Source organism: Pseudomonas sp. CCC3.1 (genome assembly GCF_034347405.1).
Taxonomy (GTDB): Bacteria; Pseudomonadota; Gammaproteobacteria; order Pseudomonadales; family Pseudomonadaceae; genus Aquipseudomonas.
Genome location: NZ_CP133778.1, coordinates 5,763,357 through 5,789,489, shown reverse-complemented (window position 1 = coordinate 5,789,489; position 26,133 = coordinate 5,763,357). Strand labels below are relative to the sequence as shown.

Here is a 26,133-nt window from a genome sequence, read left to right as displayed (position 1 = left end):
GTTTAAGGATGTGACATGAGTTGTCAACCACGCTTAAGAACACTGGTTGACAACTGGTTATTTAATAACCAGACCTGTTTATTGTGCGATGAACGCACCGATACCCGCCTCGCGCTGTGCACGGCGTGTGAACTTGAGCTGCCCTGGCTGGGCGACAGTTGCCAGCGCTGCGCATTGCCCTTGCCAATGGCGGGGCTCACCTGCGGCTTTTGCCTCAAGCAACCCCCGGCCTTCGAGTCGGTGCATGCGCCATGGGTGTATGGCTTTCCGGTCGACAGTTTGATCATTCGGTTCAAGCACAACAGCAAGTGGCCGTATGGCCGTCTGTTAGCCGAACTTCTCGGCCAATCGCTGCGCAATCACTTCGATACAGGTAACGATCCACCCGACTTTTTACTGCCCGTGCCGCTGTCTGTTCAGCGTCTGCGCCAACGGGGCTACAACCAATCGACCATGCTCGCCGACTGGCTCAGCGTGCACCTGAACATCCCTTGCCGTGAACACTGGCTGCTGCGCCCCCAAGACACCACGGCGCAACAGGCACTCGACGCCAAGACCCGCAAGCGCAACTTGCTGCAAGCCTTCAGCCTTGCACCGGGGATTGAGGTGCAAGGGTTGCACCTGGCGCTGGTGGACGATGTGCTCACGACGGGCGCCACCGCGCAAAGCCTGGCCCGTCTGCTGCTCAAGGCCGGGGCGCGGCGGGTGGATGTGTATTGCCTGGCGCGCACACCAAAGCCCGACGGGCCACCTTGACGGCACCTCGCTGCGCAGGCACTTTGCGAGGCTCTGCCCGCTTCGCGAAACACGCCGCCATGCCGCTGCCCACTTTGCTGACACAACACATCGCCCGCCGCCCACAGCGTATTGCGCTGTTGCAACACATCGCCGAGCAAGGTTCGATCACCCGTGCAGCCAAAAGCGCAGGTATCAGCTACAAAGCCGCGTGGGACGCGATTGATGAGCTGAACAACCTGGCACAAACCCCGCTGGTGGAGCGCAGTGTTGGCGGCAAGGGCGGCGGCGGTGCGCGCTTGTCTGTTTCCGGCGAGCGGGTACTGAGGCTATATCAGCGCTTGCAGGTGCTACAGAGCCAGGTGCTGGACGCTGCCGAGGACAGCAGCGACCTTGATCTGCTAGGCCGGTTGATGCTCAGGACCAGCGCTCGCAACCAGTTGCATGGCAGCGTGATCGCCATCCAGCGCCATGGCCACAATGATCTGATTCAGTTGGCGCTGCCCGGCGGGCTGACGCTGAACGCGCAAATCACCCGCGACAGTACCCAGCGCCTGGAATTAAGCATCGGCACCCCCGTGGTGGCGCTGATCAAAGCAGGCTGGCTGCAACTGACGGCACCGGACCAACCCGCCGCGCCTGAACACAATCAACTGCACGGGCAAATCGAACACATCCTGCACGCCGACGACGGCCCCAGCGAAGTGCGCATCAGCTTGCCCAGCGGCCAAACCTTGTGTGCCCTGACCGAGCCGCAACAACTCGAAACACTCCAGTTGAAGGTCGGCAGCGCGGTCAATGTGCAGTTCTCGCCGACGCTGGTGTTGCTGGGTACACCCGCCCTGTAGCCGCTGCCGCAGGCTGCGATAAGGGCCGCAGGACCTTCAACCACAGGGTCGCTACGCAACCCATCGCAGCCTGCGGCAGCGGCTACAGGGCGGGCGTGCCCAACATCTGAAACACCGCTGTCATACCCGCTGCTTAAGGTTGCTGCAAAAACCTTCGAGAGCCTGCGCGATATGAACCTGTTAGAAGAACAACAACTCACCGACCTTGAGCAGATGATCGGCCTCAGTCGGCGGCGTTTTATCGGCGCTGGTGCTCTGTGCGGGGCGGCGATGTTTTTGGGCGGCAACCTGCTGAGCCGCAGCGCACTGGCCGCCGGTGTCAGCGCCGCCTCCAGTTCCTTGCTCGGCTTTGAGAGCATCAACGCTGCCACCAGAGACTCCCTCAGCCTGCCGCCCGGCTATCGCGCCTCGGTCCTCATCAGTTGGGGCCACCCCTTGCACGTCAACGGCCCGGCCTTCGATCCGAGCGGCAATGGCAGCGCCGAAGCCCAAGAAGTGCAGTTCGGCGACAACAACGACGGGATGAGCCTGTTCGCGTTCCCCGACGACCCGAACCGCGCCCTGCTGGCGATCAACAACGAATACACCAACTATCGCTACCTGTACCCGCATGGCGGCCAGCCCACGTCTGCCGAAGACGTGCGCAAGGCCCAGGCCAGCGAAGGTGTGTCGGTGATTGAAGTACAGCGCAAAGGCGATGGCTGGCAGTTTGTGCAAGACTCGCCCTTCAACCGGCGCATCCATGGCAACACCCCGATTCGCCTCAGCGGCCCCGCCGAAGGCCACGCTTTGTTACGCACCCAGGCGGACATCAATGGCTCGCGCGTGCTGGGCACTTTCCAGAACTGCGCCAATGGCAAAACGCCGTGGGGCACCTACCTGACCTGCGAAGAAAACTTCACCGACTGCTTCGGCAGCTCTGATCCCAAGCAAACCTTCGACCCCGCGCAAAAACGCTACGGCGCCAGCGCCGCCAGCAAAGACATCAACTGGCACCTGCACGACCCGCGCTTCGACCTCGCGCTCAACCCCAACGAACTCAACCGCCACGGCTGGGTGGTCGAAATCGACCCGTTCGACCCGCAGTCGGTGCCGGTCAAACGCACAGCGCTGGGCCGCTTCAAGCATGAAAACGCCGCACTGGCGCAAACCAATGATGGGCGCGCCGTGGTGTACATGGGCGACGACGAGCGCGGCGAGTTCATCTACAAGTTCATCAGCCGCGACACGATCGATCATCAAAACCCCAAGGCCAATCGCGACCTGCTGGATCACGGCACGTTGTATGTGGCGCGTTTCGACGCGGGTGACAACAACCCGGATCGCCCCAAGGGCCAGGGTCAGTGGATCGAACTGCGTCACGGGCAAAACGGCATCGACGCCAGCAAGGGCTTTGCCAGCCAGGCGCAAGTGTTGATTCACGCCCGCCTGGCCGCCAGCGTGGTCAACGCCACACGCATGGACCGCCCGGAATGGATCGTCGTCAGCCCCAAAGACGGCCAGGTGTATTGCACCCTCACCAACAACGCCAAACGCGGCGAAGACGGGCAGCCTGTGGGCGGCCCCAACCCGCGCGAGAAAAACGTCTACGGGCAGATCCTGCGCTGGAAAACCCACAACGGCGACCACGGCGCTAACCGCTTCGACTGGGACCTGTTTGTGGTCGCAGGCAACCCGGTGGTCCACGCCAAACAGCCCAAGGGCGGCTCGGCCAACATCACCCCGCAAAACATGTTCAACAGCCCAGACGGTTTGGGCTTTGATGACGCCGGGCGTCTGTGGATCCTGACTGACGGCGACTACAGCAACAGCGGCGATTTCGCGGGCATGGGCAACAACCAAATGCTCTGCGCCGACCCCGACAGCGGCGAAATTCGCCGATTCATGGTCGGCCCGGTTGGCTGCGAAGTGACCGGCATCAGCTTCTCGCCCGACCAGAAAACCCTGTTTGTCGGCATCCAGCATCCGGGTGAAAACGGCGGTTCGACCTTCCCCGAGCACACCCCCAACGGCAAACCGCGCTCATCGGTCATGGCCATCAGCCGCGACGACGGCGGCATCGTCGGCAGCTAAACCCTGCACATTCCCTGTAGGAGCGAGCTTGCTCGCGATCTTTTGATCTTTAAAAGATCGCGAGCAAGCTCGCTCCTACAGAGGATGGTGGTAGATCGCAGCCTGCGGCAGCGACTACAGGTTTTGTGCCAGCTTGTAACCGGTCTACGCTAAGATGCATGGCCGGACGCGGCAGCCTGCTGCGCGCAGGAGTCAGCATGTCTCATCCGTTTGCAACACTTACCCCTGATCTGGTGCTCGACGCCGTCGAAAGCATTGGTTTCCTCAGCGATGCCCGCGTGCTCGCACTTAACAGTTACGAAAACCGCGTGTACCAGGTCGGCATCGAAGACTCGGAACCGCTGATCGCCAAGTTCTATCGCCCTCAGCGCTGGACCAACGAAGCCATTCTCGAAGAACACCGCTTCACCTTCGAACTGGCCGAGTGCGAAGTGCCGGTGGTCGCGCCGATGATTCACAACGGTCAAAGCCTGTTCGAACACGAAGGCTTTCGCTTCACCCTGTTTCCACGCCGTGGCGGCCGTGCACCCGAGCCTGGCAACCTCGATCAGCTGTATCGTCTGGGCCAACTGCTGGGCCGCCTGCATGCCGTGGGGGCCACCAAGCCGTTTGAACACCGCGAAGCCTTGGGTGTGAAAAACTTCGGCCATGACTCGCTGACCACGCTGCTCGAAGGCAACTTCATTCCGCGCAGTCTGTTGCCAGCCTACGAGTCTGTGGCCCGTGACCTGCTCAAGCGGGTTGAAGATGTGTACGCCGCCACCCCGCACACCAACATCCGCATGCACGGCGACTGCCACCCCGGCAACATGATGTGCCGCGACGAGGTGTTCCACATCGTCGATCTCGACGACTGCCGCATGGGCCCGGCCGTGCAAGACCTGTGGATGATGCTGGCCGGTGATCGTCAGGAATGCCTGGGCCAACTGTCTGAATTAATGGACGGCTACAGCGAGTTTCACGATTTCAACCCGCGTGAGCTGGCCCTGATCGAGCCGCTGCGCGCCTTGCGCCTGATGCACTACAGCGCGTGGCTGGCCCGCCGCTGGGACGACCCGGCCTTCCCGCACAGCTTTCCGTGGTTTGGCAGCGAACGCTATTGGGGCGACCAGATTCTGGCGTTGCGCGAACAACTCTCGGCACTGAATGAAGAACCGCTGAAGTTGTTTTAAGATCCCCCCCTGTAGGAGCGAGCTTGCCTCGCGATCTTTTTAAAAGATCAACAGATCGCGAGGCAAGCTCGCTCCTACAGCCCCCGTTAGTTGCCCAACCAAGGATTCTGCATGCCAGCCGCAAACCCGCGTCGCGGGTACATTTTAGGCCTCAGCGCCTATGCCATCTGGGGACTCTTCCCGCTCTACTTCAAGCTGCTAGAGAGCGTACCTGCCACCGAAATCATCGTCAGCCGAGTGCTCTGGTCGGCGTTGTTCGGTTCACTTCTGCTGCTGGTCTGGAAACATCCCGGTTGGTGGCAAGAACTGCGCGACAACCCCAAACGCATTGCTGTACTCGCGGGCAGCGGTCTGCTGATCGCGGCCAACTGGCTGACGTATGTGTGGGCGGTCAACAACGACCGCATGCTCGAAGCCAGCCTGGGTTATTACATCAACCCGCTGATCAACGTGCTGCTCGGCATGTTGCTGCTGGGCGAGCGTTTGCGTCGCTTGCAATGGATTGCCGTAGGCCTGGCCGCCGTGGGTGTTGCCCAGCAAGTGTGGCAAGTCGGCAGCCTCCCGTGGGTGTCGCTGGTGCTGGCGCTGACCTTTGGCTTTTACGGGCTGATTCGCAAACAGGCGCCGGTCAAGGCGCTGCCGGGGCTGGTGGTCGAAACCTGGATTCTGGTGCCCATCGCCCTCGTCTGGCTGCTCATACACCCCGAGGCCAACAGTGCCCACGCCCAATTCTGGACGACCTCCGAAGCCTGGCTGTTGGTGGCGGCAGGTCCGGCAACGTTGATTCCACTCGTGTGCTTCAACGCCGCCGCCCGGCATTTGCCCTACACCACACTCGGCTTTATGCAGTACCTGGCGCCGACGCTGGTGTTGATCCTGGCGGTGTATGTGTTTGGTGAGCACTTGTCCGAAAGCACGCTGATCGCCTTCATGTTTATCTGGGCTGGCCTGGTGGTGTACAGCCTCGACGCATGGCTGAGCATGCGCCGAAACGCCTGATCAAAAAACGCACAGATTTACTCGTCTGTGCGTAATTTGAGCTCAACCAGCAGTTCATCGGCCAACGTCTCCAAACGTTCCTGCAACACGTGCAGTGACAACGTCAGCGGCACCGCCAGAATCGCTTCGGCATGAAACAGCGGCTCGTTGCTCATGGGCGCGGGCCGCACGTCGGTCACCAGCCGTTCCAGGTTGACGCCCTGCTCCGTCAGCACCCGAGTGATGTCGCGCACGATGCCGGGGCGGTCGTTGCCCACCAACTCCATGGCAATGGGCTTCCAGGTGCAGGACTGCTCAATCCCGCTTTCGGCGATCAAGACCCGAATCCCTTCTGGCGCCAACCCGTGCAGCGCCTCGACCAGCCCGTCATAGGCCTCGGCTGGCACCGCCACGCGCAAGATCCCGGCAAATTGCCCGGCCATGCGCGACATCCGGCTTTCCAGCCAATTGCCGCCATGCTCGGCGATGCACTCAGCAATGCGCTCTACCTGCCCGGCCTTGTCCTGGGCAAACACCGTAATCACGAGATGGTTCATGGCAGGCTCTCTTATTAGTAGGATCGCTGAGTATAGGCAGCTCCCAAAAAGATCACCCGCCAACAAATTGTGTACTGTTTTTAGAATTATCTGGAACAACCTGTGTGTTTCTTGAGAACATCCCGTACTTCTACGTGACCGATAGCTTAAAAACAGTCGCAGAACGACGTAGTTAGTCTGATTTTCACATCGGCAAATGATCATGTAGTATGCCCCGGCGACCACTACATAATTAGCAACAAGGTCGGTCAAGGCGTCTGCTTTACCCCCGTACAAACCCGCTCAGGCGGTGTTTTGAGAAGCGCTCCAGGCTTTAAATAAAAATGAGTGAGGCAAGCAATGACTGAACACGTTCACGTCGGTGGCCTGCAGGTCGCCAAAGTCCTGTTCGACTTCGTCAACAACGAAGCCATACCCGGTACCGGCCTCAACGCCGACCAGTTCTGGGCCGGTGCCGACAAGGTCATCAATGACCTGGCACCCAAGAACAAAGCACTGCTCGCCAAACGCGATGATTTGCAGGCGCGGATCGACGCCTGGCACCAGGCTCAGGCCGGCAAGGCCCATGACGCCGTGGCTTACAAAGCCTTCCTACAAGACATTGGGTATCTGCTGCCAGAAGCGGCTGATTTCCAGGCAACGACGCAAAACGTCGATGACGAAATTGCACGCATGGCAGGCCCACAGTTGGTGGTGCCGGTGATGAATGCGCGCTTTGCCCTCAATGCGTCGAACGCCCGCTGGGGTTCGCTCTACGACGCGCTGTACGGCACCGATGCCATCAGCGAAGCCGATGGCGCCGAAAAGGGCAAAGGCTACAACAAGGTCCGTGGCGACAAAGTCATCGCCTTCGCCCGCGCCTTCCTCGACGACGCCGCACCGCTGGCCAGCGGTTCGCACGTTGACTCCAGCGCCTACGCGATCGTTGATGGCGCCTTGCAGGTCACGCTCAAGGGCGGCGCCAGCAGCGGCCTGCGCGACACCGCGCAACTGATCGGCTACCACGGCGCGGCCTCGGCACCGACCGCGGTGTTGCTCAAACACAATGGCTTGCACTTCGAGATCCAGATCGACGCCACCAGCCCTGTCGGCCAAACCGATGCGGCGGGCGTCAAAGACGTGCTGATGGAAGCCGCTCTGACCACCATCATGGACTGCGAAGACTCGGTCGCCGCCGTCGATGCAGACGACAAAGTGGTGATCTACCGCAACTGGCTCGGCCTGATGAAGGGCGACCTGAGCGAGCAAGTCGCCAAAGGTGGCACTACCTTCACCCGCACCATGAACCCGGACCGCGAGTACACCGCGCCCAACGGCGGCACGGTCAGCCTGCATGGCCGTTCGCTGTTGTTCGTGCGCAACGTGGGTCACCTGATGACCATCGACGCGATCCTCGACAAAGACGGCAACGAGGTGCCTGAGGGCATTCTCGACGGCCTGTTGACCAGCCTGGCAGCGATCCACAGCCTCAACGGCCAGGCCTCGCGCAAGAACAGCCGCACCGGCTCGGTCTATATCGTGAAGCCGAAGATGCACGGCCCGGAAGAAGCCGCGTTCACCAACGAGCTGTTCGGGCGCATCGAAGACGTGCTCAAGCTGCCACGCAATACGCTCAAAGTCGGGATCATGGACGAAGAGCGCCGCACTACGATCAACCTCAAGGCGTGCATCAAGGCCGCCAGCGAGCGCGTGGTGTTCATCAACACCGGCTTCCTGGACCGTACGGGTGACGAGATTCACACCTCCATGGAAGCCGGGCCGATGGTGCGCAAGGCCGACATGAAAGCCGAGAAGTGGATTTCGGCGTACGAAAACAACAACGTCGATGTTGGCTTGAGCACCGGCCTGCAAGGCCGCGCGCAAATCGGTAAAGGCATGTGGGCCATGCCTGATCTGATGGCGGCAATGCTGGAACAGAAAATCGCTCACCCGCTGGCCGGTGCCAACACCGCCTGGGTCCCTTCGCCGACCGCCGCTGCCTTGCACGCGCTGCACTATCACAAGGTTGACGTGTTCGCGCGTCAGGCCGAACTGACCAAGCGCGCGCACGCCTCGGTCGACGACATCCTGACCCTCCCGCTGGCCGTGAACCCGCAGTGGACGCCTGAGCAGATCCAGAACGAACTGGACAACAACTCGCAGGGCATCCTGGGTTACGTGGTGCGCTGGATCGACCAGGGCGTGGGTTGCTCGAAAGTGCCGGACATTCACGACATCGGCCTGATGGAAGACCGTGCGACGCTGCGTATTTCGAGCCAGCACATCGCCAACTGGCTGCGTCACGGCATCGTCAGCGAGACTCAGGTGCTTGAAAGCCTCAAGCGCATGGCCCCGGTGGTTGATCGCCAAAACGCCAACGACGCGCTGTACCGTCCATTGGCACCCAACTTCGACAGCAACATCGCCTTCCAGGCGGCGGTCGAACTGGTGATCGAAGGCACTAAACAGCCAAACGGCTACACCGAGCCGGTGCTGCACCGTCGTCGTCGTGAGTTCAAGGCTAAAAACGGCCTGTAAATAAAAACCCCGGCACGTGTGCCGGGGTTTTTATTGGGGCGCCCCCTGTAGGAGCGAGCTTGCCTCGCGAGCTTTTAAAGGATCAAAAGATCGCGAGACAAGCTCGCTCCTACAGATCCAGGTCGAGGTTGAGTTCCTGCTTAATCAGGTGCAGCAGCTTTGGCGGATCGATGGGCTTGAGCAAAAAGTCCAGCACGTTCAAGTGCATCGCTTCAATTGCGTCCCGCACCCCCGCATCCCCCGACATGATGATGATTGGCAGCTCAGCGCGATCCGATTCGCGCACCTTGCGGATCAGGTGCAAGCCATCGTGGGGCTCCATGCGCAAGTCCGTCACCATCAGGCCAATCGGCCGCTCAGAATCCAGCAACGCCAACGCCTGCGTTTCATTGCTCGCCGTCAGACACTCGATCTCATGCAGCGTCAGAAACTCCGCCAGCAAATCACGCGCAATCGGTTCATCGTCCACAATCAACACACACTGTTCTGCCTGTGCGGGGGCTTGCATCACCTCCCTCAAAGCTTGACGTTCGGCGTCGGTCAGAATGTCGTGTTCACTCATACACGTCTCAAGAACTGCCTCAAGGGTAAAAACCAAGCGGTTCAGTCAGTTATCCCGCAATGCGCTCAATGTGCACTGAGCTAAGCCTATTTCCAAGTAGACACTGTCTGAAAACCGTAAAAAGCACGCAAGTTGTCGAAAAACGCAGCCTCCACACAGCCTCCCTAGACTTACGTCCAATGGGCACCTGCGTGCAGACAACCGAGCATGAAGGTCAGCTGGGGCCCTGTCCCGTCATAACAACAACGGCCAACAATGCGGTAACGGTAATGAGTAAATCGGATGCGTTTCTCCAGGCAGGGAAAACTGCGGTGTTGCAGAACATTCACGGCACCATGCAGTTCTTGCAGCGATTCCCGCCCTTTAACCAAATGGAAAACACTCACTTGGCGTTCCTGGTGGAGCAGTGCCAACTGCGCTTCTATGGCCCCGGTGACAGCATCATTCGGCCCGCCGACGGGCCGGTCGAACACTTCTATATCGTCAAGCAAGGCCGCGTGGTGGGCGAGCGCACGCACGTAGGACGCGACGTTGCCGAAACCACGTTTGAAATCACTGCGGGGGAGTGCTTCCCGCTGGCCGCCTTGCTCGGTGAACGCGCCACCCGCACCGAGCATCGGGCCGCCGAAGACACCTTCTGCCTGCAACTGAACAAAGCGGCGTTTATCAAACTGTTCGCCCTGTCCGACGAGTTCCGCGACTTCGCCCTGCGCGGGGTCAGCAGCCTGCTCGACAAGGTCAATCAGCAAGTGCAGCAAAAAGCCGTTGAAACCCTGGGCACGCAATACTCGCTCAACACCCGCCTGGGTGAACTGGCCATGCGCCACCCGGTGACGTGCAGCCCGCACACCGCCCTGCGCGAGGCCGTGCGCCTGATGCACGAGCAACAAGTGGGCAGCATCGTGATCGTGGACGAACACAAGGCACCGCTGGGGATTTTCACCCTGCGCGACCTGCGCCACGTGGTGGCCGATGGCATACAGGACTTTGAGCAAGCCATCGACGCGCACATGACGCCGGGGCCGTTTTACCTGTCCCCCGACCACAGCGCCTTTGATGCCGCGATTGCCATGACTGAGCGGCACATCGCCCACGTGTGCCTGGTCAAAGAACAGCGCCTGTGCGGCGTGGTGTCCGAACGTGATCTGTTTTCTCTGCAACGGGTCGATCTGGTGCACCTGGCCCGCACCATTCGCCACGCGCCGCGCCTGGATACCCTGATCAACCTGCGCGGCGAGATCGGCCAACTGGTGGAGCGCATGCTGGCCCACGGCGCCTCGTCGACGCAGATCACGCACATCATCACCCTGCTCAACGACCACACCGTGTGCCGCGTGATCGAGTTGGTGCTGGCTGAACGCGGCGATCCTGGCGTGCCTTTCACTTGGCTGTGTTTCGGCAGCGAAGGACGACGCGAACAAACCCTGCACACCGATCAAGACAACGGCATTTTGTTCGACGCCAAAGACGCCACGCAGGCCGCCGAGATTCGTCTGCGCCTGCTGCCCATTGCGCAACACATCAACACCCACCTCGCGGCCTGCGGCTTCACCCTGTGCAAGGGCAACATCATGGCCGGCAACCCCGACCTGTGCCTGTCACGCGCCGAATGGACCCGACGCTTTGCGGCGTTTATTCGCGAGGCCACACCCGAAAACCTGCTGGGTTCCAGCATCTACTTTGACCTGCGGGTGGTCTGGGGCGATGAGCAGGGTTGCCAGCAACTGCGCCGCGGGATCCTTCAGCAAGTGGCCGACAACCGGTTGTTCCAGCGCATGATGGCCGACAATGCGCTGCGCCATCGCCCGCCCGTGGGGCGCTTTCGCGAGTTTGTGCTGGAGCGCAAAGGCGGCGACAAAGCCACCCTCGACCTCAAGGTGCAAGGCCTGACCCCGTTCGTTGACGGCGCCCGCCTGCTGGCGTTGGCCAATGGCGTTGAAGCCATCAACACCCTTGAGCGTTTGCGCCAGCTCATCACCCTCGGCGTGATCGAGCCCCTGGACGGCGCGGCCTACGAAGAGGCGTATCACTTTATTCAGCAGACCCGCATGCAACAGCACCAATTGCAGACCCGGCAAAACCGCCCGTATTCCAACCGTGTCGACCCCGACAACTTGAACCAGTTGGACCGACGCATCCTGCGTGAAGCCCTGCGCCAGGCCCAACGCCTGCAAAGCAGCCTGGCCCTGCGGTATCAGCTATGAGCCTGTTTTCCTGGCTGCTGGCGCGTAAAACCCCCAGCTTGACCCCGGCTCAGCAGCAGCGTTTAGCGCAGTTAACCGCGCCAGCGGAGTTGAGCGAGCACACCCTGCGCGCCCAACGCTGGGTGGTGGTCGACCTGGAAACCAGCGGTCTGAACCTTAATCGTGACCAAGTGCTGTCGATTGGGGCGATGGTCATTGAAGACGGCGCCATTGATCTGGGCCAGGCGTTCGAACGCACCTTGTTGCGTACCGACAACCCGCTCAGCCCCAGCGTCCTGCTGCACGGCCTGGGCCCGAGTGCGATTGCCGCCGGCAGTGACCCGGTGGATGCCCTGCTCGACTTTATGGCGTTTGTCGGTGATAGCCCGGTGCTGGCGTTTCACGCCCCGTTTGACCAGCACATGCTGAGCCGCGCACTCAAAGACAGCCTGGGTTATCGCTTGCAGCATCCCTTTATGGACGTGGCGGCGCTAGCGCCGATGCTGTGCCCGCAGGTCACTGTGCGAGAGGCCGGGCTGGATGACTGGATCAAGCACTTCAACCTGCACGTTGAAGACCGCCACAACGCCAGCGCCGACGCGCTGGCCACCGCTGAACTGGCGCTGATCCTGTTCAGCCGCGCCCGCGCCCAAGGCATCGACAGCCCCCAAGCCCTGCAACAGCGGCTTAACCAGTGGCAACGGCGCAAACAGGTTCACAGCTTTTAAGCACACACAGGCCCCCTGTAGGAGCGAGCTTGCCTCGCGATCTTTTGATCTTCTAAAAGATCGCGAGGCAAGCTCGCTCCTACAGATGAGGGCAGCCAACGACACCCATCAAAAGTCATCCGATGAGCGTCAATTGCGCCGCTCGTTCCCCTCTGACACAATCGCGAATAATTATCGTTAGTTAAAACTTGCATTCGGTGCTGCTCTTGTCGTCAGTCCAAACCCCTAACAGTGAACTGGTTGGATCGCTTTACCGCGACCATCGCGGTTGGCTGCTGGCGTGGTTACGGCGCAATGTGGCCTGCCCGCAACGTGCCGAAGACTTGAGCCAAGACACGTTCGTGCGCCTGCTGGGACGCCCCGAATTGACTGCCCCGCGTGAGCCGCGCGCCTTTCTGGCAGCCATCGCCAAAGGCCTGCTGTTTGACCACTTTCGCCGCGCCGCGCTGGAGCAGGCATACCTCAACGAACTGCTGCTGATCCCCGAAGCCGAGCAACCTTCGCCCGAAGAACAGCACCTGATTCTCGAAGACCTGAAAGCCATCGACCGCCTGCTGAGCAAGCTGTCGAGCAAATCGCGCGCGGCCTTCCTGCATAGCCGCCTCGATGGCCTGACCCACGCCGAAATCGCCGAACGCCTGGGCGTGTCTGTGCCCCGCGTGCGTCAGTACCTGGCGCAAGGCATTCGCCAGTGCTACATCGCGCTGTATGGCGAGCCGACATGAACGCGATCAGTTCCAAGCCGGTGTCCGCCCGCGTACTCGACGCCGCCATCGCCTGGCAACTGTGCCTGGACTGCGGCAATGGCAGTCTGGTCGAACAGGCCGAATTCACCAAGTGGTACGAAGCTAACGAAGAACACGCACGTGCCTGGCAACAGTTGGGCATGCTTGACCACCGCTTCAGCAACGCCAGCCTTCCGGCCCGCAATGCCCTGCTGAACGCGCGCAACGGCTTGCATCAACGGGTGCGCAAGCTCGGCAGCGGCTTGGCGAGCATCGCGCTGGTCTGCGGGCTGGCCGTGTTCGCGGGCAAACAGTATGTGCCGATTGATTACTGGATGGCCGACCAACGCACCGCCACCGGCGAGCAGCGCGAACTGCGACTGGCCGATGGCACCGTGATCAACCTCAACACCCACAGTGCCGTGGACGTTAAGTTTGACGCCAGCACCCGGCGAATCATCCTGCAAGAAGGCGAGATCATGGTGCAGACCGGCCATGGCGATCCTCGGCCGTTTATCGTGCAAACCCGTGATGGCAGCCTGCGCGCCTTGGGCACGCGCTTCTTGGTCAAGCGCGAAGACGACGGCACCCGCCTCAGCGTGCTGCAATCGCGCGTTGCTGCACACCCCGAAGACAGCACCGGCGAGACGATCTACAACGAAGGCCAGCAAGTGCTCATGCACCGCGATCACCTGGGGCAAATGGTTGCCGTCAACGCCGGGGCTGATGCCTGGACCCGCGGCATGCTAGTGCTCGACAACGTGCGACTGGCCGACATGGTGCGCGAGCTTAATCGCTACCAGCACGGCCATCTGGGCGTCGACCCGCACGTGGCCGACCTGCGCATCACCGGCAGCTTCCCGCTGAACAACGTGCCGTTGGCACTCAATGCCCTGCAACCCACCCTGCCCGTGAAAATTGAGCAACTCACCCCGTGGTGGATCACCGTCAGCGCCCAGCCGTAAAAGCCAAATCGAAATTATTTTCAATTAGCCCTATCACTTTTGAACGCTCGTTCGGCACATAAGCATTGAGAAACATTTCCATTCAGGAACCCGCCGAATGTCCCGCACCCTAGACACGTTGTTGCGCCCTAGCCTGTTAGCCGTCGCCATCGCCCTCAGCGCCCCGCTGGCCAGCACCTCGCTGATCGCCGCCGAGCAAAGCACGAGCGCGCGCAGCTACAACCTGCCCGCCGGACCGTTGGCGGCCACACTGAACCAGATCGCCAGTCAGGCGGGTGTGACGCTGGCGATTGATCCATCTTTACTCGCCGGTAAAACCTCGGCCGCAGTTAAAGGCACCTTTGAGGCCACCACCGCATTGCGCGAAGCCCTGCGCGGCACAGGCCTGCAATTGCAACAAAGCGGCGCCGCAACCTACACCCTGGTGCCCGTGGTCGAGGGTGCCTTGACCTTGGGCGACGTCAACATCAATGGTCAGGCAGTACCTGAAGGTTCAGAAGCGGCGGGTTACGTCAGCGAAAACGTGAGTAACGTCGGCGCCTTGGGCGGGATGAAACTGCAAGACACGCCCTACTCCATGAGCGTCACGTCGCAGGCGCTGCTCAAAAATACCCAGGCAACGTCCCTTGATGATGTGTTCAAACGCAACCCCTTCACCCAGATGTATTCGCCCACCGGGGCCGGTTATGCCAGCGCCGTCAATATTCGGGGCTTTAGCGGTGCGGGCAGCCTGAACATTGCCAACGATGGCTTGCGCTTCACCACAGGCGCAGATGCGGGCAACTTTCTGGAAGACACCGAACAGCTGGAAATCATCACGGGCCTGACCGGCTTCCTGTACGGCCCGGCATCGCCTGGTGGCTTGGCAAACTATGTACTCAAGCGCCCCACCTATGACACCTACCGCAGCGTAACGGTGGGCAATGCCGGTGGTGAGAACTACTACCTGCACGGCGATTTCGGCGGAAAGCTCGACGATGAAGGCAAGTTTGCCTATCGCTTGAACCTGCTGACTCAAGACGGCGAAACCGCCATCGATATGCAGAAACGTCGCCGCGAAATGATCAGCTTTGCCCTGGACTGGAATGTCAGCGACGACCTGCAATTGCAGTTCGATGCCTCGCACAAGAAAACTGAAAACCGTGGCCTGACCAGTTACTGGTTCTTCGGCGATCAGGCCTATCGGCCCCGGGCTTCGCAGTTGGACAACGACAAGCTGCACAGCCAGAAATGGGCGTTCTCGGATAACGAGACCGACAAGGCGGGCGTACGCGGCAAATGGCGTCTGAACGACACCTTTAGCCTGCGCGGCGCAGTGGCGGCGCAAAAATTCACCGAAGAGAACACTTACACCGGCCCAACGGTTTACAGCCCAGGGGTTTACACCCAGCCGCTGTATGCATTTGCCCCCATCGAACACGAAGAAACATCGGGCTATCTGTTCCTCGATTCGGCGTTCCAGACCGGCAACATTGGCCACAAGATGACCGTGGGTTATCAGGGCAATGTCTCGCGTATTCGCCAGTATGAAGACCACATCCCGTATCCCGGTCCGCAATACACGGACATGAGTGGCGGTGGTTTGCCCATCGGTGACAGCCAGCAATACGACAAACCCGGTTACTCGATTGGCCATGGTGATCAGCGTCTGGCGAGTAAAACAGAGTCCAATAACTTCCTGATCGGTGACGTCATCACCTTCAACGATCAATGGTCCAGCATCCTTGGCGTGACCCGCACCCAGATCAAGACCTACGCCAACGAGTTCGTCTACGCCAAGGCGTTTGGCACACCCGAAACCGAAACCCGCTACAACCAAAGCAAAACCTCGCCCAACATCTCGCTGATTTACAAGCCGCTGCCCTGGCTGACCACGTACGCCACCTACATTGAAGGGCTGCAAGCGGGCGGCACGGCGCCAAACACGGCGATCAACTATGGCGAAATGTTCGCCCCGCAAGTGAGCAAGCAATACGAAGTGGGTGCAAAAGCGACGGTGGGCGAAACCCTGCTGACGCTGGCCTTTTTCAACATTGAAAAACCCAATGGCTACATCAATCAGTTTCAGGTGTATTCCGAGGACGGCAAACAGGTCAACAACGGCCTGGAATTCAGCGTCACTGGCAAAGTCACGCCTGAGCTGACGGTCATCGGTGGTTTCACCCTGCTCGATCCGAAAATCAAAGACAGCAGCATCAAAGCCAATGACGGCAACGCCCCCACCAACGTCGCCAAGCAATTGGCCAAGGTGTATGCCGAATACGACATCAACCCGGTACCGGGCCTGGCCTTGACGGGTGGCGCGTTTTACACCGGCAAGCAATACACCGATGAGGCCAACGACTACCATCTGCCCGCGTTCACCACCTTTGATGCCGGGGCGCGTTACCGTATGAAAGTTGCCGAAAATGACCTGACCCTGCGCCTGAACGTCAGCAACCTGACCAACAAAGAATACTGGCTCAACAGCTACTACCTGGGTGACCCGCGGGCCGTGCAATTCTCGGCTCAATTGGAGTTCTAAAACCCCTCCCCCCTGTAGGAGCGAGCTTGCCTCGCGATCTTTTGATCTTTAAAAGCTCGCGAGGCAAGCTCGCTCCTACAGGGTGCTTTTGCATTTAGGACCCTCATGAAAAGCAAAACCATTCGCCGCTGGTCCTTTATCCACACCTGGACCAGCCTGATTTGCACCGCCTTCCTGTTGATGCTGGCGCTCACCGGTTTGCCGTTGATTTTTCACCATGAAATCGACCACCTGCTGGGTGATGCACCACAGGTCAAAGTACTGCCCCAAGGCACGCCGCAACTCGACTTGCAGCAACTGGTGCACGCCGCCGAGGCTCACCGGCCGGGCGAGGTCATGCAATATTTCGGCTGGGAAGAAGACGAGCCCAACGCCGTCTACGCCATCATGGCCGCCACCGCAGGCACCGAACCCAACTCATCCCACACCTTTATGCTCGACGCCCGCAGCGGCGAGGCCATAGAAGTGCCCTCCGCCAACGGCGGCATCATGATGGTCATGTTGCGCCTGCACGTGGACATGTTCGCCGGGCTGCCCGGCAAACTGCTGCTGGCCGTTATGGGCACCTTGTTTGTGCTGGCGATCATCTCCGGCACCGTGCTGTACCTGCCCTTCATGCGACGCCATGAATTCGCCACCGTGCGCACCGACAAATCCACACGCCTGCGCTGGCTCGACCTGCACAACCTGATCGGCGTGGTCACACTCACCTGGGCGTTGGTGGTCGGCGTCACCGGGGTTATCAGCGCCTGCGCCGACCTGATCATCGACGCCTGGCGCAACGACACCCTCAGCGCCATGGTCGAACCCTACCGCAATGCGCCGCCCCTGACCCAACTCGCCCCCGCCAGCCACCTGCTGGACATCGCCGCCACCGCGGCACCCGGCATGCGCCCGGACTTTATCGCCTTCCCCGGCACGCGCTTCTCCAGCGAACACCACTACGCCGTGTTCATGAAAGGCAGCACCCACCTCACCTCGCACCTGCTGACACCGGTCCTGATCGACGCCAGCACCCTGCACGTCACCGCCGTGGGCTCACGCCCTTGGTACATGGACGCCATGGGCATGTCGCAGCCGCTGCACTTTGGTGACTACGGCGGCATGCCCATGAAAATACTCTGGGCAGCCCTCGACCTGCTGACGATCATCGTGCTCGGCAGCGGCCTGTACCTGTGGTGGGTGCGGCGCAAGGCCGCCAAGGAGAGCGCGAAATGAAACCGCGTCAGTCGAGTTTCTGGAAAGTGTTCAGCGTGCCGCTGGCGATTGCCCTCGTCACAGGTGCGGGCTTGTTCGGCGCGCTTCTGGGCGACAGCGCCTGGGACGTGCTGAGCTGGATCGGCCTGGGCATCCCGGCATGGATCAGCGTGCGCGGGCTGCTTAAACGCTGATTCGAACCCACCCCCGCGTGGGAGCTGCCGCACTTCAATTCCCGCCCATTTTGATATGGGGCCTCATCTCTCGCAGCCGGTCCACATCAGGTCCATGGCTTTAATGGCGAACGACAAGACCCGCTTACCGGGCATTACTTATTGGGCAATGGGTACCCGACCTCAGCAGCCCGGCTTGTCCGCCGTATAGCGACGTGCCGGGTTCACCGCCGCACCGAACTCACGCAGCGCTTTGGCGCCGATCAACAGCGGGTAGTTAAAGCTGCTGCGGTCGGTGAGGTTGACCTCCACGGTGCGTTTGACGTCACCCAGGCACATCTCCAAATCGACCACCGGGCGCTTGGCCACTTCGGTGCCGTCTTTGTCTTCGTCTTCATCGGCGCGGTTTTTGATTTTGCTGATGCGCGACACTTTGTGTTCATACACCTTGCTGCTGGCATCCGGGGTGGCGAGCTGGAAACGTACCCACTCTTCACCATCACGGGTAAAGGTCTGAATATTTTTGGCCGACAGCGAAGCGGTCAAGGCACCGGTGTCCATTTTGGCTTTGAGCGTTTCGCCGATTTCCGGCAGTTTGATGTACTCATAACGCCCGTACAGGGTCGGTTCGGCGGCCATCACCGGCAGCGCCAATACAGACAGCAAGGCTAAAACAGACTTCATGGCGGTCATTTCCTTAAAAGAATCCAGTGGTCACACCCCCCTGTAGGAGCGAGCTTGCCTCGCGATTTTTTGATCTTTTAAAAGATCGCGAGGCAAGCTCGCTCCTACAGGATTTGCGTCAGGTTATCGCATTGCGAGTGAAACATTTGTTAGCACTTCGATTTGGCGTTCTGCAACACGCTGCTTATCATGGCCAGTCCTTAAACGTTCAAGAGTTGCTTATGCGCCGCCTGCTCACCGGCTGTTTGGTCACCCTGCTGTTGCTGTGCAACACCCTCATTCTGTTCGGCCCGCTGATGCTGTTTGCGCTGCTCAAACTGGTCTCGCCAGGGCGCCTGCGCGATTACAACTCGCAGGCCGTGATGTGGATCGCCGAGACCTGGTCCGACATCGACAAACGCATCTTCGCCCTCTGCCTGCCCACTCAATGGGACATACGCGGCGCCGAAAACCTCAGCCGCCACACCTCGTATCTGGTGATCAGCAATCATCAATCGTGGGTCGATATTCCCGCGCTCATGCAAGGCCTGAACCGGCGCACGCCGTTCTTCAAGTTCTTCCTCAAGAAAGAACTGATCTGGGTGCCCTTTCTGGGCCTGGCCTGGTGGGCACTCGACTACCCGTTCATGAAACGCTACTCCAAGGCATTTTTGGCCAAACACCCCGAACTCAAGGGCCAGGACCTCAAAATCACCCAAGCCGCCTGCGAGCTGTTCAAGCGCCAGCCGGTCACTGTGGTCAACTACCTGGAAGGCACGCGCTTTACCCCGGCCAAACGTGCGCAACAACAATCGCCCTACACCTACCTGCTCAAACCCAAGGCGGGTGGCGTGGCGTTTGTGCTGGCGGCGATGGGTGAACAGCTGGACGCGGTGCTCGACGTGACCGTGGTGTATCCACAGGCCAGCATTCCGGGCTTTTGGGCGTTGATCAGCGGGCAAGTGCCCAAGGTGATTGTCGATATTCAGACCCGCGAGCTGGACCCGGCGTTGTGGCAGGGCGATTACGCAAACGACCCGGTGTTTCGCGAGCAGGTCCAGAGCTGGATCAACCAGCTCTGGATCAAGAAAGACCAGCGCATCAGCACATTGCGCGCTGAGCGCGGCTAACGCTTAAATGCCCCAGAGGCTGCCCAGGGTGGTCAACAGCGGGCTGGCAACGCCCTGTTGGCCCAAGTACTGAGTAATGAGAGGGGCAAACTGCTGAACCATGCTGCTGTTCATGCCCAAGGCTTCGAACGCAGAGTCCAGTTGCGAGGCGTTGGTCACATTGCTCACCGCCACCTTGGCGTCTGAGCTGACTGGGTTGATCTGACCCACAAGGGCCTGAATCTGCGGGTTCTTGGCGCTTAATTGGCTCAGTTGAGTCAATGCACCCGCACCCGTCACCTTGTTGATACCCGGCACTTGCTGAGTCAGGGCACTGTAATCGGTAGAGGTCAGTTGGTTTTTAGCCAGGCTCAACATTGCACCCGCCCCCCCTGCGGCTTGCTCCGGCGTAACCCCCAATGCCTTGGCTTTGGTCAGCAAATCGACTGCCTGCATCGTCTTGTCAGAGCTGGCGCTGTTGCCGCCTTGTACCTGATTGAGTATTTGCGTTGCCGCGCCCAAGTCAAAACCTGCAAAAACCGGGCTCGCTGCCACGCTCATCAATGCTGCCAGTGCTACCGCATTCAACGTTTTCATCGCATCAACCTCTTAAACCAAAAAACCGCCCGCAACGGAGCAGCCAAACTGTCAATAAGACCCAACCCCTCGGCAGATGTTCCCAACAGCCTGCGGCGGATCAAACAGTGCGCCAGCTTAATGGAAAAAAGTTGATCTGCGCTGCATCCGCTTTACACACCCCCGCGTATATCAAACACAGACAGACCTGAAGGACCGTGCGCTTGACCCGCTAAAAACTAACTAGGCGGTCAGAAAAAAAGCCATGGAAATGAGTGGATTAACCTCGTCATGAATGGAAAAAACGCGGATTTTGAACTAATCTCCTTAGGCGAATGGCACTGTGCCATCCCTTTGATATATGGGAGAACGGGTATTTTAATCTCCGACGCTGAGTACCTCAAAAAGCTGTTGGCCCAGTGCTCCTTGGGTAACCGCCGAGCTTTTGAAACGTTGTATCGTAGCGTCGCTCCCCGTCTGCAAAGCGTGGCCTTGCATTGCATGGGTCGCCGGGATCTGGCCGAAGAAGTCGTACAAGAAAGTTTCGTGCGTATCTGGCACAACGCCGCGCGCTACGAGCCCCGCTTGTCCGCACCGTTGACCTGGATGATCACCATCACCCGTCATCAAGCCATCGACCAACTGCGCAAGCAGCGCGAGCTGCCGCTAAGCGATGTACAGCAAGACGCCCTGGCCGATGAGAGCCCTGGCGCTGACGAACAACTGGACACTGCCCGCCAGGCCAAAGCGCTCAACCAGTGCCTTGAGCAACTGGAGGGCCAGCAGCGCCAAACCATTACCACGGCTTATTTCCATGGCCACAGCGCCAGCGAATTGGCCGAGCAATTGGCCGCTCCGATCGGCTCGGTAAAGTCCTGGATACGCCGGGGCATGGAACGTCTGCGCAGGTGCCTTGAATCATGAATTACCAAACCCCTAGCCTGCGCCGGGCATTGGCTGGCGATTACGCCATCGGTTTAATGCCGTCTGGCGCACGCAAGCGTTTTGAACAACTGCTACTCAATGATGCGGGTTTGCGTGAGGAACTCGCCGCCTGGCAAACCACCCTCGTGCGGCTGACCGATACGCTTGGCCAAGACCCCGTTCCCGAGCATGTGTGGCGAGGCATCGTGGCGCGCATTGAGCCGCAAAAACTCCACGTGCCGGCCAAGCCGCCATTCTGGAACTGGCTGCGCGTCACAGCAGCCGCCTGCACCGTGGTGATCGCCGTAGCCGTGGGCCTGCTCACGACCCGCGACAGCATCACCTACAAAGCCACCTTGCTCAGCGGTACCGCTCAACCGACCCTGCGCATTGAAGCGCATGCCGACTACCTGAACGTGAAGCCGCTGCAACTGGCGGCCGTGGACAGTGGGCGCAGCCTGCAATTGTGGGCGATCCCGGTAGGCGGTAACCCCGTGTCGCTGGGTCTGCTGCCAGCGGCAGGCGCGGGCAAGATCGACCTGAACGCCAGCCAGCAGCAACTGCTGGCAAGCAACGTGGTGTTGGCCGTGAGCCTGGAGCCCGAAGGCGGCTCACCGACCGGACAACCGACTGGGCCGGTGTTGTATCAGGGGCCGTTGGCCGCGTTGTAATCGAAGTGCCTCGCGGTCTTTTGAAAATCAAAAGACCGCGAGGCAATCGGGCGTCGACCTCAAACACATCTCCCAGCGCTTGCAGCCACAATCTCTGTAGAAGCTGAAAAGCGCAGCGACTACAGGCGCACGTCTCTACCTATCAGATCTGCTAGCTATACAGCCCATGAGGCCGGGTGGATGCTGTGTGTTCGTCCGAACTATATTCCGGGAGTTCAGCATGAGCAAAACAGGCAAACTATTAGCCAGCACCTACCAATACGACCCCTTGGACCGCCTCGCAAGCGCCAACACCACTCAACGCTTTTACAACCAGAGCCGCATTGCCACCGAAATTGAAGGCGAGCGTAAAAGCCGGTTTTTTGAGTTCGATTCACAACCGCTGGCGGTTCAACAACACGGTACTGCACCCGGCACCACCTTATTGGCTACCGACCAGCAAACATCGGTGCTCAATGGCGTTAGCCCAGATGGCCGCCAGCAAGCACAGGCATATTCTGCGTTTGGTCATCATCCTGCTGACGATGCAATCAACGGCGCAGGCTTTAATGGCGAACGACCAGAACCCGTGACCGGGCATTATTTATTGGGCCAGGGGTATCGGGCGTTTAATCCGGTATTGATGCGCTTTAATAGTCCGGACAGTTGGAGCCCGTTTGGCGAGGGGGGGATTAATGCGTATGCGTATAGTACAAACCCAATTAATGAAACAGACCCAAGCGGCCATATCGCAATTTTTCGTAATATTTCGAAATTTCTATCACGCTTCAAAAGTTCACGTACAAAATCAGCCCCACGTCCCACTCATACAAATAACGTCATAAACAAACCAAGAAGGGCTGCGCCTGCTGTTCTCAAAAACCTTCAATCTGAAAAATTAGACCGCGAGATAAATCGCTTTAAAAATGTTAAAGATACGGGACATGACTTCGGTATCAAAAAAATAACAAAACCAGGAGATTTGGACTCGCTATCTACGGACCTTGAGTACAAATTTATTTTCGATGGCGAAAACGGACTATTTGTAGCAAAGAATAACTGGTCGAAGGGAACAGGCTACATCCCTCACTCCGTTCTCGCCAATGAAGTGGGCGCAACCCATATACTCAGTGCAGGCTCATTTTTCAGAACTGAGGATGTACAAGGTAGTTTGGGGGTGTCCTTAACTAATAGATCAGGCCACTACAAGCCTTCACACGAAAGCTTATTTTGGGCAAAAAAATACTTAAAATTCATGGGGGAAAAAGTCCATTTAGTCAGAGAATTTTAAAAAAATTCGCAAAAAGACAGCCATCGAAAACCAAACAGCTAATCACGTCCAGCGAATATTCCGTTAACTTATATCAAGCGCTCCTTGTACAAGGAGCGCTTAGCTTCAATAAAACTCAGGCGCCACTAAACAATTTATGCGGATCAATCACAAACTTCTTCGGCACACCCGCATCAAACTCGCCATACCCGCGTGGTGCGTCATCCAGGCTAATCACCTCAACGCCCACAATGTCGGCAATTTTGATGCGGTCCCACATGATCGCTTGCATCAATTGGCGGTTGTATTTCATGACGGGGGTTTGCCCGGTGTGGAAGGAATGGGATTTCGCCCAGCCCAAGCCAAAGCGAATGCTCAGGCTGCCCATTTTTGCCGCAGCATCCACAGCGCCCGGGTCTTCGGTGACGTACAAACCCGGAATACCGATTTTGCCCGCGACCCGCACCACGCCCATCAGTGAATTGAGCACCGTGGCCGGCGCTTCGTGTTTGACGCCGTCATGCCCGTGACCACGCGCTTCAAAGCCCACCGCATCGACCGCGCAGTCGACTTCAGGCTCGCCCAGCAAGTCAGCAATTTGTTCGTGCAGCGGGGTGTCTTTGGACAGGTCGGCAATTTCAAAGCCCTGCGCCTTGGCGTGGGCCAAACGAATCGGATTCACGTCCCCCACAATCACCACTGCTGCGCCCAGTAAACGCGCCGAAGCGGCCGCGGCCAAGCCCACCGGGCCAGCGCCTGCGATGTACACCGTGCTGCCCGGCCCCACGCCTGCGGTCACGGCGCCATGGTAGCCAGTGGGCAGAATGTCGGAGAGGCAGGTCAGGTCGCGAATTTTCTCCATCGCCGCGTCGCGGTTTGGCAGTTTGAGCAGGTTGAAATCGGCATACGGCACCAATACATATTCAGCCTGACCGCCGACCCAATCGCCCATGTCCACATAGCCATACGCACCGCCGGGACGGGCCGGGTTGACGGTCAGACACACGCCGGTATTTTGCTCTTTGCAACTGCGGCAACGCCCGCACGCCACGTTAAACGGCACCGACACCAGGTCGCCGACTTTCAAATGTTCAACGTCACGCCCGGCTTCGATCACCTCGCCGGTGATCTCATGGCCCAGCACCAACCCGGTTTGCGCCGTGGTGCGACCGCGCACCATATGCTGGTCAGAGCCACAAATATTGGTCGACACCACCCGCAGGATCACTCCGTGATGAATCGGCTTGCCTTGAGGGTTTTGCATCTTGGGAAAAGGAATGCTCTGCACTTCAACCTGGCCATTGCCCAGGTACACCACACCGCGATTGTCAGCCATCGTATTCACCCTTGTTGTTTTTGGAGGTGAAGCAGTTTTAACGTGTCGCTTGCAGCTTAGAACGTGTCACTGCCGTCATAGCACCACCGTACGACCTCCATTTAGGAAAACGCGCCGTTCAATGTGATACCCCACACCCCGCGCCAGGGTCTGGGCTTCGATGTCGCGGCCTTTGGCGATCAAGTCTTCGGGGTAGTGGCTGTGGTCCACCACCTCCACGCCCTGAGCGATGATCGGGCCTTCGTCCAGGTCGTTGTTGATGTAGTGCGCAGTGGCGCCCACCAGTTTCACGCCTTTCTCATACGCCTGGTGATACGGCTTGGCGCCCTTGAAGCCGGGCAGCAACGAGTGGTGAATATTGATGGCCTTGCCGTCGAGTTTGCGGCACAGCTCGGGCGACAGCACTTGCATGTAGCGGGCAAGGATCACCAGCTCGGCGCCGGTGTCTTCGATCACTTGCCACACACGGGCTTCTTGCGCAGGTTTGTTGGTCGGGTCGAGGGCGAAGTGGTGATACGGGATGCCATGCCATTGCGCCAGCGGCTCAAGGTCGGGGTGGTTGGACACTACCGCCACCACATCCATCGACAGTTGGCCGATGCGCTGGCGATACAGCAGGTCGTTGAGGCAATGATCAGCCTTGGACACCATGATCAGCACTTTGGGCCGGTAGTGCGGCGGGGTCAGTTCGAAGGCCATGCCGAATGCCTGGCCGCGTTCGGCCAGGCCTGCGCGAAAGACATTCTCGTCAAAACCCTCGGGCTGACGGAATTCGACGCGAATAAAAAACCGTCCCGAACGCTGATCATCAAAGGAATGGTGCTCGGTGACGTAGCAACGGTGTTCAAACAGGTAACGGGTCACAGCGTCGACCGTGCCCAGCAGGCTGGGGCAGTCGGCCGTGAGGATCCAGGTGTCAGGGGCGCGGCTCATGATGAAGTTCCTTGTTATAGACCCCTCTGTAGGAGCGAGCTTGCTCGCGAGCTTTTAAAAGATCGCGAGCAAGCTCGCTCCTACACAGGATTGGCGTTATGCCTCGACATTCAGCCCATATTCCGCCGCCGCATCTTGCAGCCACAGCCACCAGTAATCCGAGAAACTGCGGCGGATCAACAGCTCCCAGGTGTCTTCAGCCGTGTGCCGGATCACCAGTTGCGACTTGGCAAACACCGTACCGATCGCCTTGCCCACCGGGAAGTTGTCGGGGTGCACGTCGTAGCTGGTGGACTTCATTAACACGTTGCGCACGTTCGGCCCGCTCAACTCCAGCAGTTGTTGCCCGCCACTGACGTTGACCACCGAAATGTGCAGCCCTGCTAACGCGGCGCGCAGGGCTTGTTCCACCGCGTATTCCTGGCCGCCAGGGACGATCAGCAGCCATTCATCCGGGCCCATCCATTGCAGCGAGCTGTCGCCCTTGGCCACCAGGCTCAAGGCCACCGGCAGCTCCAGGCCCAGTGCCTTGTGCACGCCTTCGGCAAAGGCCGGGTCTTTGGCGTCACCGCGCAGGGTCAGGTGGCCCAGCAGTTTTTTCTCGCGCACGGTGACGCCGGGGTTTTTACGGCCCTTGCCGATCAACTTGGCCAGGTGGGCGTGATGCAGCGATGACTCGGCTTTAGCGCCCGAGTCCGGGCGTTGTTGGTATACGTTTGCGGTCGTCATGAGATC

Annotated in this window: 24 protein-coding genes; 17 read left to right on the top strand and 7 right to left on the bottom strand. The window is 59.4% G+C overall.

Annotated elements, in window-relative coordinates; translation table 11 throughout:
* The first annotated feature begins 15 nt into the window (after window positions 1-15).
* The 5 genes from RHM56_RS25530 (at window position 16) to rarD (ending at window position 5,827) form a co-directional block, all read left to right on the top strand.
* The gene (locus RHM56_RS25530) at window positions 16-756 is read left to right on the top strand and encodes a ComF family protein (protein WP_322237176.1); all 741 of its coding nucleotides are present in this window, start codon (window positions 16-18) and stop codon (window positions 754-756) included.
* 59 nt (window positions 757-815) lie between these two features.
* Entirely contained in the window at window positions 816-1,583 is a 768-nt protein-coding gene (locus RHM56_RS25525; protein ID WP_322237174.1) for a TOBE domain-containing protein, read from the top strand.
* 171 nt (window positions 1,584-1,754) lie between these two features.
* A complete protein-coding gene (locus tag RHM56_RS25520) occupies window positions 1,755-3,656 on the top strand; it encodes a PhoX family phosphatase (RefSeq protein ID WP_322237172.1) in 1,902 nt (633 codons plus the stop codon).
* A 197-nt stretch (window positions 3,657-3,853) separates the two neighbouring features.
* Complete coding sequence (locus tag RHM56_RS25515; RefSeq protein WP_322237171.1) at window positions 3,854-4,828, top strand: serine/threonine protein kinase; 975 nt, start codon at window positions 3,854-3,856, stop codon at window positions 4,826-4,828.
* A 111-nt stretch (window positions 4,829-4,939) separates the two neighbouring features.
* Window positions 4,940-5,827, top strand: a complete 888-nt coding sequence (rarD, locus tag RHM56_RS25510) for an EamA family transporter RarD (RefSeq protein WP_322237169.1) — start codon at window positions 4,940-4,942, stop codon at window positions 5,825-5,827.
* A 17-nt stretch (window positions 5,828-5,844) separates the two neighbouring features.
* Here rarD and RHM56_RS25505 read toward each other — a convergent pair whose 3' ends face one another.
* Window positions 5,845-6,363 carry a glycine cleavage system protein R gene (locus tag RHM56_RS25505; RefSeq protein WP_322237167.1) on the bottom strand — a complete coding sequence of 173 codons (519 nt, stop codon included), beginning with the start codon at window positions 6,361-6,363 and terminating at the stop codon, window positions 5,845-5,847.
* Between the two features lie 339 nt (window positions 6,364-6,702).
* Between RHM56_RS25505 and RHM56_RS25500 the strand changes: the two genes are divergently transcribed.
* Window positions 6,703-8,880 (top strand): malate synthase G, encoded by a 2,178-nt coding sequence (locus tag RHM56_RS25500; RefSeq protein WP_322237165.1) that lies wholly within the window; start codon window positions 6,703-6,705, stop codon window positions 8,878-8,880.
* A gap of 109 nt (window positions 8,881-8,989) precedes the next feature.
* Here RHM56_RS25500 and RHM56_RS25495 read toward each other — a convergent pair whose 3' ends face one another.
* Window positions 8,990-9,442 carry a response regulator gene (locus RHM56_RS25495; RefSeq protein ID WP_322237163.1) on the bottom strand — a complete coding sequence of 151 codons (453 nt, stop codon included), beginning with the start codon at window positions 9,440-9,442 and terminating at the stop codon, window positions 8,990-8,992.
* Window positions 9,443-9,711: 269 nt separating this feature from the next.
* Here RHM56_RS25495 and RHM56_RS25490 point away from each other — a divergent pair, with 269 nt between their 5' ends.
* The 7 genes from RHM56_RS25490 to RHM56_RS25460 all read left to right on the top strand — a co-directional run bounded on the left by RHM56_RS25490 (window position 9,712) and on the right by RHM56_RS25460 (window position 17,958).
* Complete coding sequence (locus tag RHM56_RS25490; RefSeq protein WP_322237161.1) at window positions 9,712-11,646, top strand: putative nucleotidyltransferase substrate binding domain-containing protein; 1,935 nt, start codon at window positions 9,712-9,714, stop codon at window positions 11,644-11,646.
* Window positions 11,643-12,353 carry a 3'-5' exonuclease gene (locus RHM56_RS25485; protein WP_322237159.1) on the top strand — a complete coding sequence of 237 codons (711 nt, stop codon included), beginning with the start codon at window positions 11,643-11,645 and terminating at the stop codon, window positions 12,351-12,353. Before RHM56_RS25490 ends, RHM56_RS25485 begins: the two co-directional genes overlap by 4 nt.
* Before the next feature lie 206 nt (window positions 12,354-12,559).
* Entirely contained in the window at window positions 12,560-13,078 is a 519-nt protein-coding gene (locus RHM56_RS25480; RefSeq protein ID WP_322237156.1) for an RNA polymerase sigma factor, read from the top strand.
* Entirely contained in the window at window positions 13,075-14,043 is a 969-nt protein-coding gene (locus RHM56_RS25475) for a FecR family protein (protein WP_322237154.1), read from the top strand. The genes RHM56_RS25480 and RHM56_RS25475 overlap by 4 nt, the downstream gene beginning before the upstream one ends.
* A gap of 97 nt (window positions 14,044-14,140) precedes the next feature.
* Complete coding sequence (locus RHM56_RS25470; RefSeq protein WP_322237152.1) at window positions 14,141-16,567, top strand: TonB-dependent receptor; 2,427 nt, start codon at window positions 14,141-14,143, stop codon at window positions 16,565-16,567.
* Between the two features lie 105 nt (window positions 16,568-16,672).
* On the top strand, window positions 16,673-17,785 hold the full coding sequence (locus RHM56_RS25465) for a PepSY-associated TM helix domain-containing protein (protein ID WP_322237150.1): 1,113 nt from the start codon (window positions 16,673-16,675) through the stop codon (window positions 17,783-17,785).
* Window positions 17,782-17,958 (top strand): hypothetical protein, encoded by a 177-nt coding sequence (locus RHM56_RS25460; RefSeq protein WP_322237148.1) that lies wholly within the window; start codon window positions 17,782-17,784, stop codon window positions 17,956-17,958. The genes RHM56_RS25465 and RHM56_RS25460 overlap by 4 nt, the downstream gene beginning before the upstream one ends.
* A 162-nt stretch (window positions 17,959-18,120) precedes the next feature.
* Here the strand turns inward: RHM56_RS25460 and RHM56_RS25455 are convergent, their stop codons facing one another.
* Window positions 18,121-18,621, bottom strand: coding sequence for an ATP-dependent zinc protease (locus tag RHM56_RS25455; RefSeq protein WP_322237146.1), 501 nt, complete (start codon window positions 18,619-18,621; stop codon window positions 18,121-18,123).
* A 221-nt stretch (window positions 18,622-18,842) separates the two neighbouring features.
* Between RHM56_RS25455 and RHM56_RS25450 the strand changes: the two genes are divergently transcribed.
* Window positions 18,843-19,730 (top strand): acyltransferase, encoded by an 888-nt coding sequence (locus tag RHM56_RS25450; protein ID WP_322237144.1) that lies wholly within the window; start codon window positions 18,843-18,845, stop codon window positions 19,728-19,730.
* Between the two features lie 3 nt (window positions 19,731-19,733).
* Here RHM56_RS25450 and RHM56_RS25445 read toward each other — a convergent pair whose 3' ends face one another.
* Window positions 19,734-20,306: a DUF2780 domain-containing protein gene (locus RHM56_RS25445; protein ID WP_322237142.1), complete on the bottom strand. Its 573-nt coding sequence runs from the start codon at window positions 20,304-20,306 to the stop codon at window positions 19,734-19,736.
* A 270-nt stretch (window positions 20,307-20,576) separates the two neighbouring features.
* On the opposite strand from RHM56_RS25445, the gene RHM56_RS25440 reads away from it, so the two are divergent.
* From RHM56_RS25440 to RHM56_RS25430, 3 genes are all read left to right on the top strand, one after another.
* Window positions 20,577-21,209: an RNA polymerase sigma factor gene (locus tag RHM56_RS25440; protein WP_322237140.1), complete on the top strand. Its 633-nt coding sequence runs from the start codon at window positions 20,577-20,579 to the stop codon at window positions 21,207-21,209.
* Window positions 21,206-21,880, top strand: a complete 675-nt coding sequence (locus RHM56_RS25435) for an anti-sigma factor domain-containing protein (protein WP_322237138.1) — start codon at window positions 21,206-21,208, stop codon at window positions 21,878-21,880. Before RHM56_RS25440 ends, RHM56_RS25435 begins: the two co-directional genes overlap by 4 nt.
* A gap of 220 nt (window positions 21,881-22,100) precedes the next feature.
* Window positions 22,101-23,150 (top strand): RHS repeat-associated core domain-containing protein, encoded by a 1,050-nt coding sequence (locus RHM56_RS25430; RefSeq protein ID WP_322237135.1) that lies wholly within the window; start codon window positions 22,101-22,103, stop codon window positions 23,148-23,150.
* 115 nt (window positions 23,151-23,265) lie between these two features.
* Here the strand turns inward: RHM56_RS25430 and fdhA are convergent, their stop codons facing one another.
* The 3 genes from fdhA to RHM56_RS25415 all read right to left on the bottom strand — a co-directional run bounded on the left by fdhA (window position 23,266) and on the right by RHM56_RS25415 (window position 26,127).
* Window positions 23,266-24,465 (bottom strand): formaldehyde dehydrogenase, glutathione-independent, encoded by a 1,200-nt coding sequence (gene fdhA, locus RHM56_RS25425; protein WP_322237133.1) that lies wholly within the window; start codon window positions 24,463-24,465, stop codon window positions 23,266-23,268.
* 75 nt (window positions 24,466-24,540) lie between these two features.
* Complete coding sequence (gene purU / locus RHM56_RS25420) at window positions 24,541-25,398, bottom strand: formyltetrahydrofolate deformylase (RefSeq protein ID WP_322237131.1); 858 nt, start codon at window positions 25,396-25,398, stop codon at window positions 24,541-24,543.
* A 96-nt stretch (window positions 25,399-25,494) separates the two neighbouring features.
* A complete protein-coding gene (locus RHM56_RS25415) occupies window positions 25,495-26,127 on the bottom strand; it encodes a sarcosine oxidase subunit gamma (RefSeq protein WP_322237130.1) in 633 nt (210 codons plus the stop codon).
* Between the last annotated feature and the right edge of the window lie 6 nt (window positions 26,128-26,133).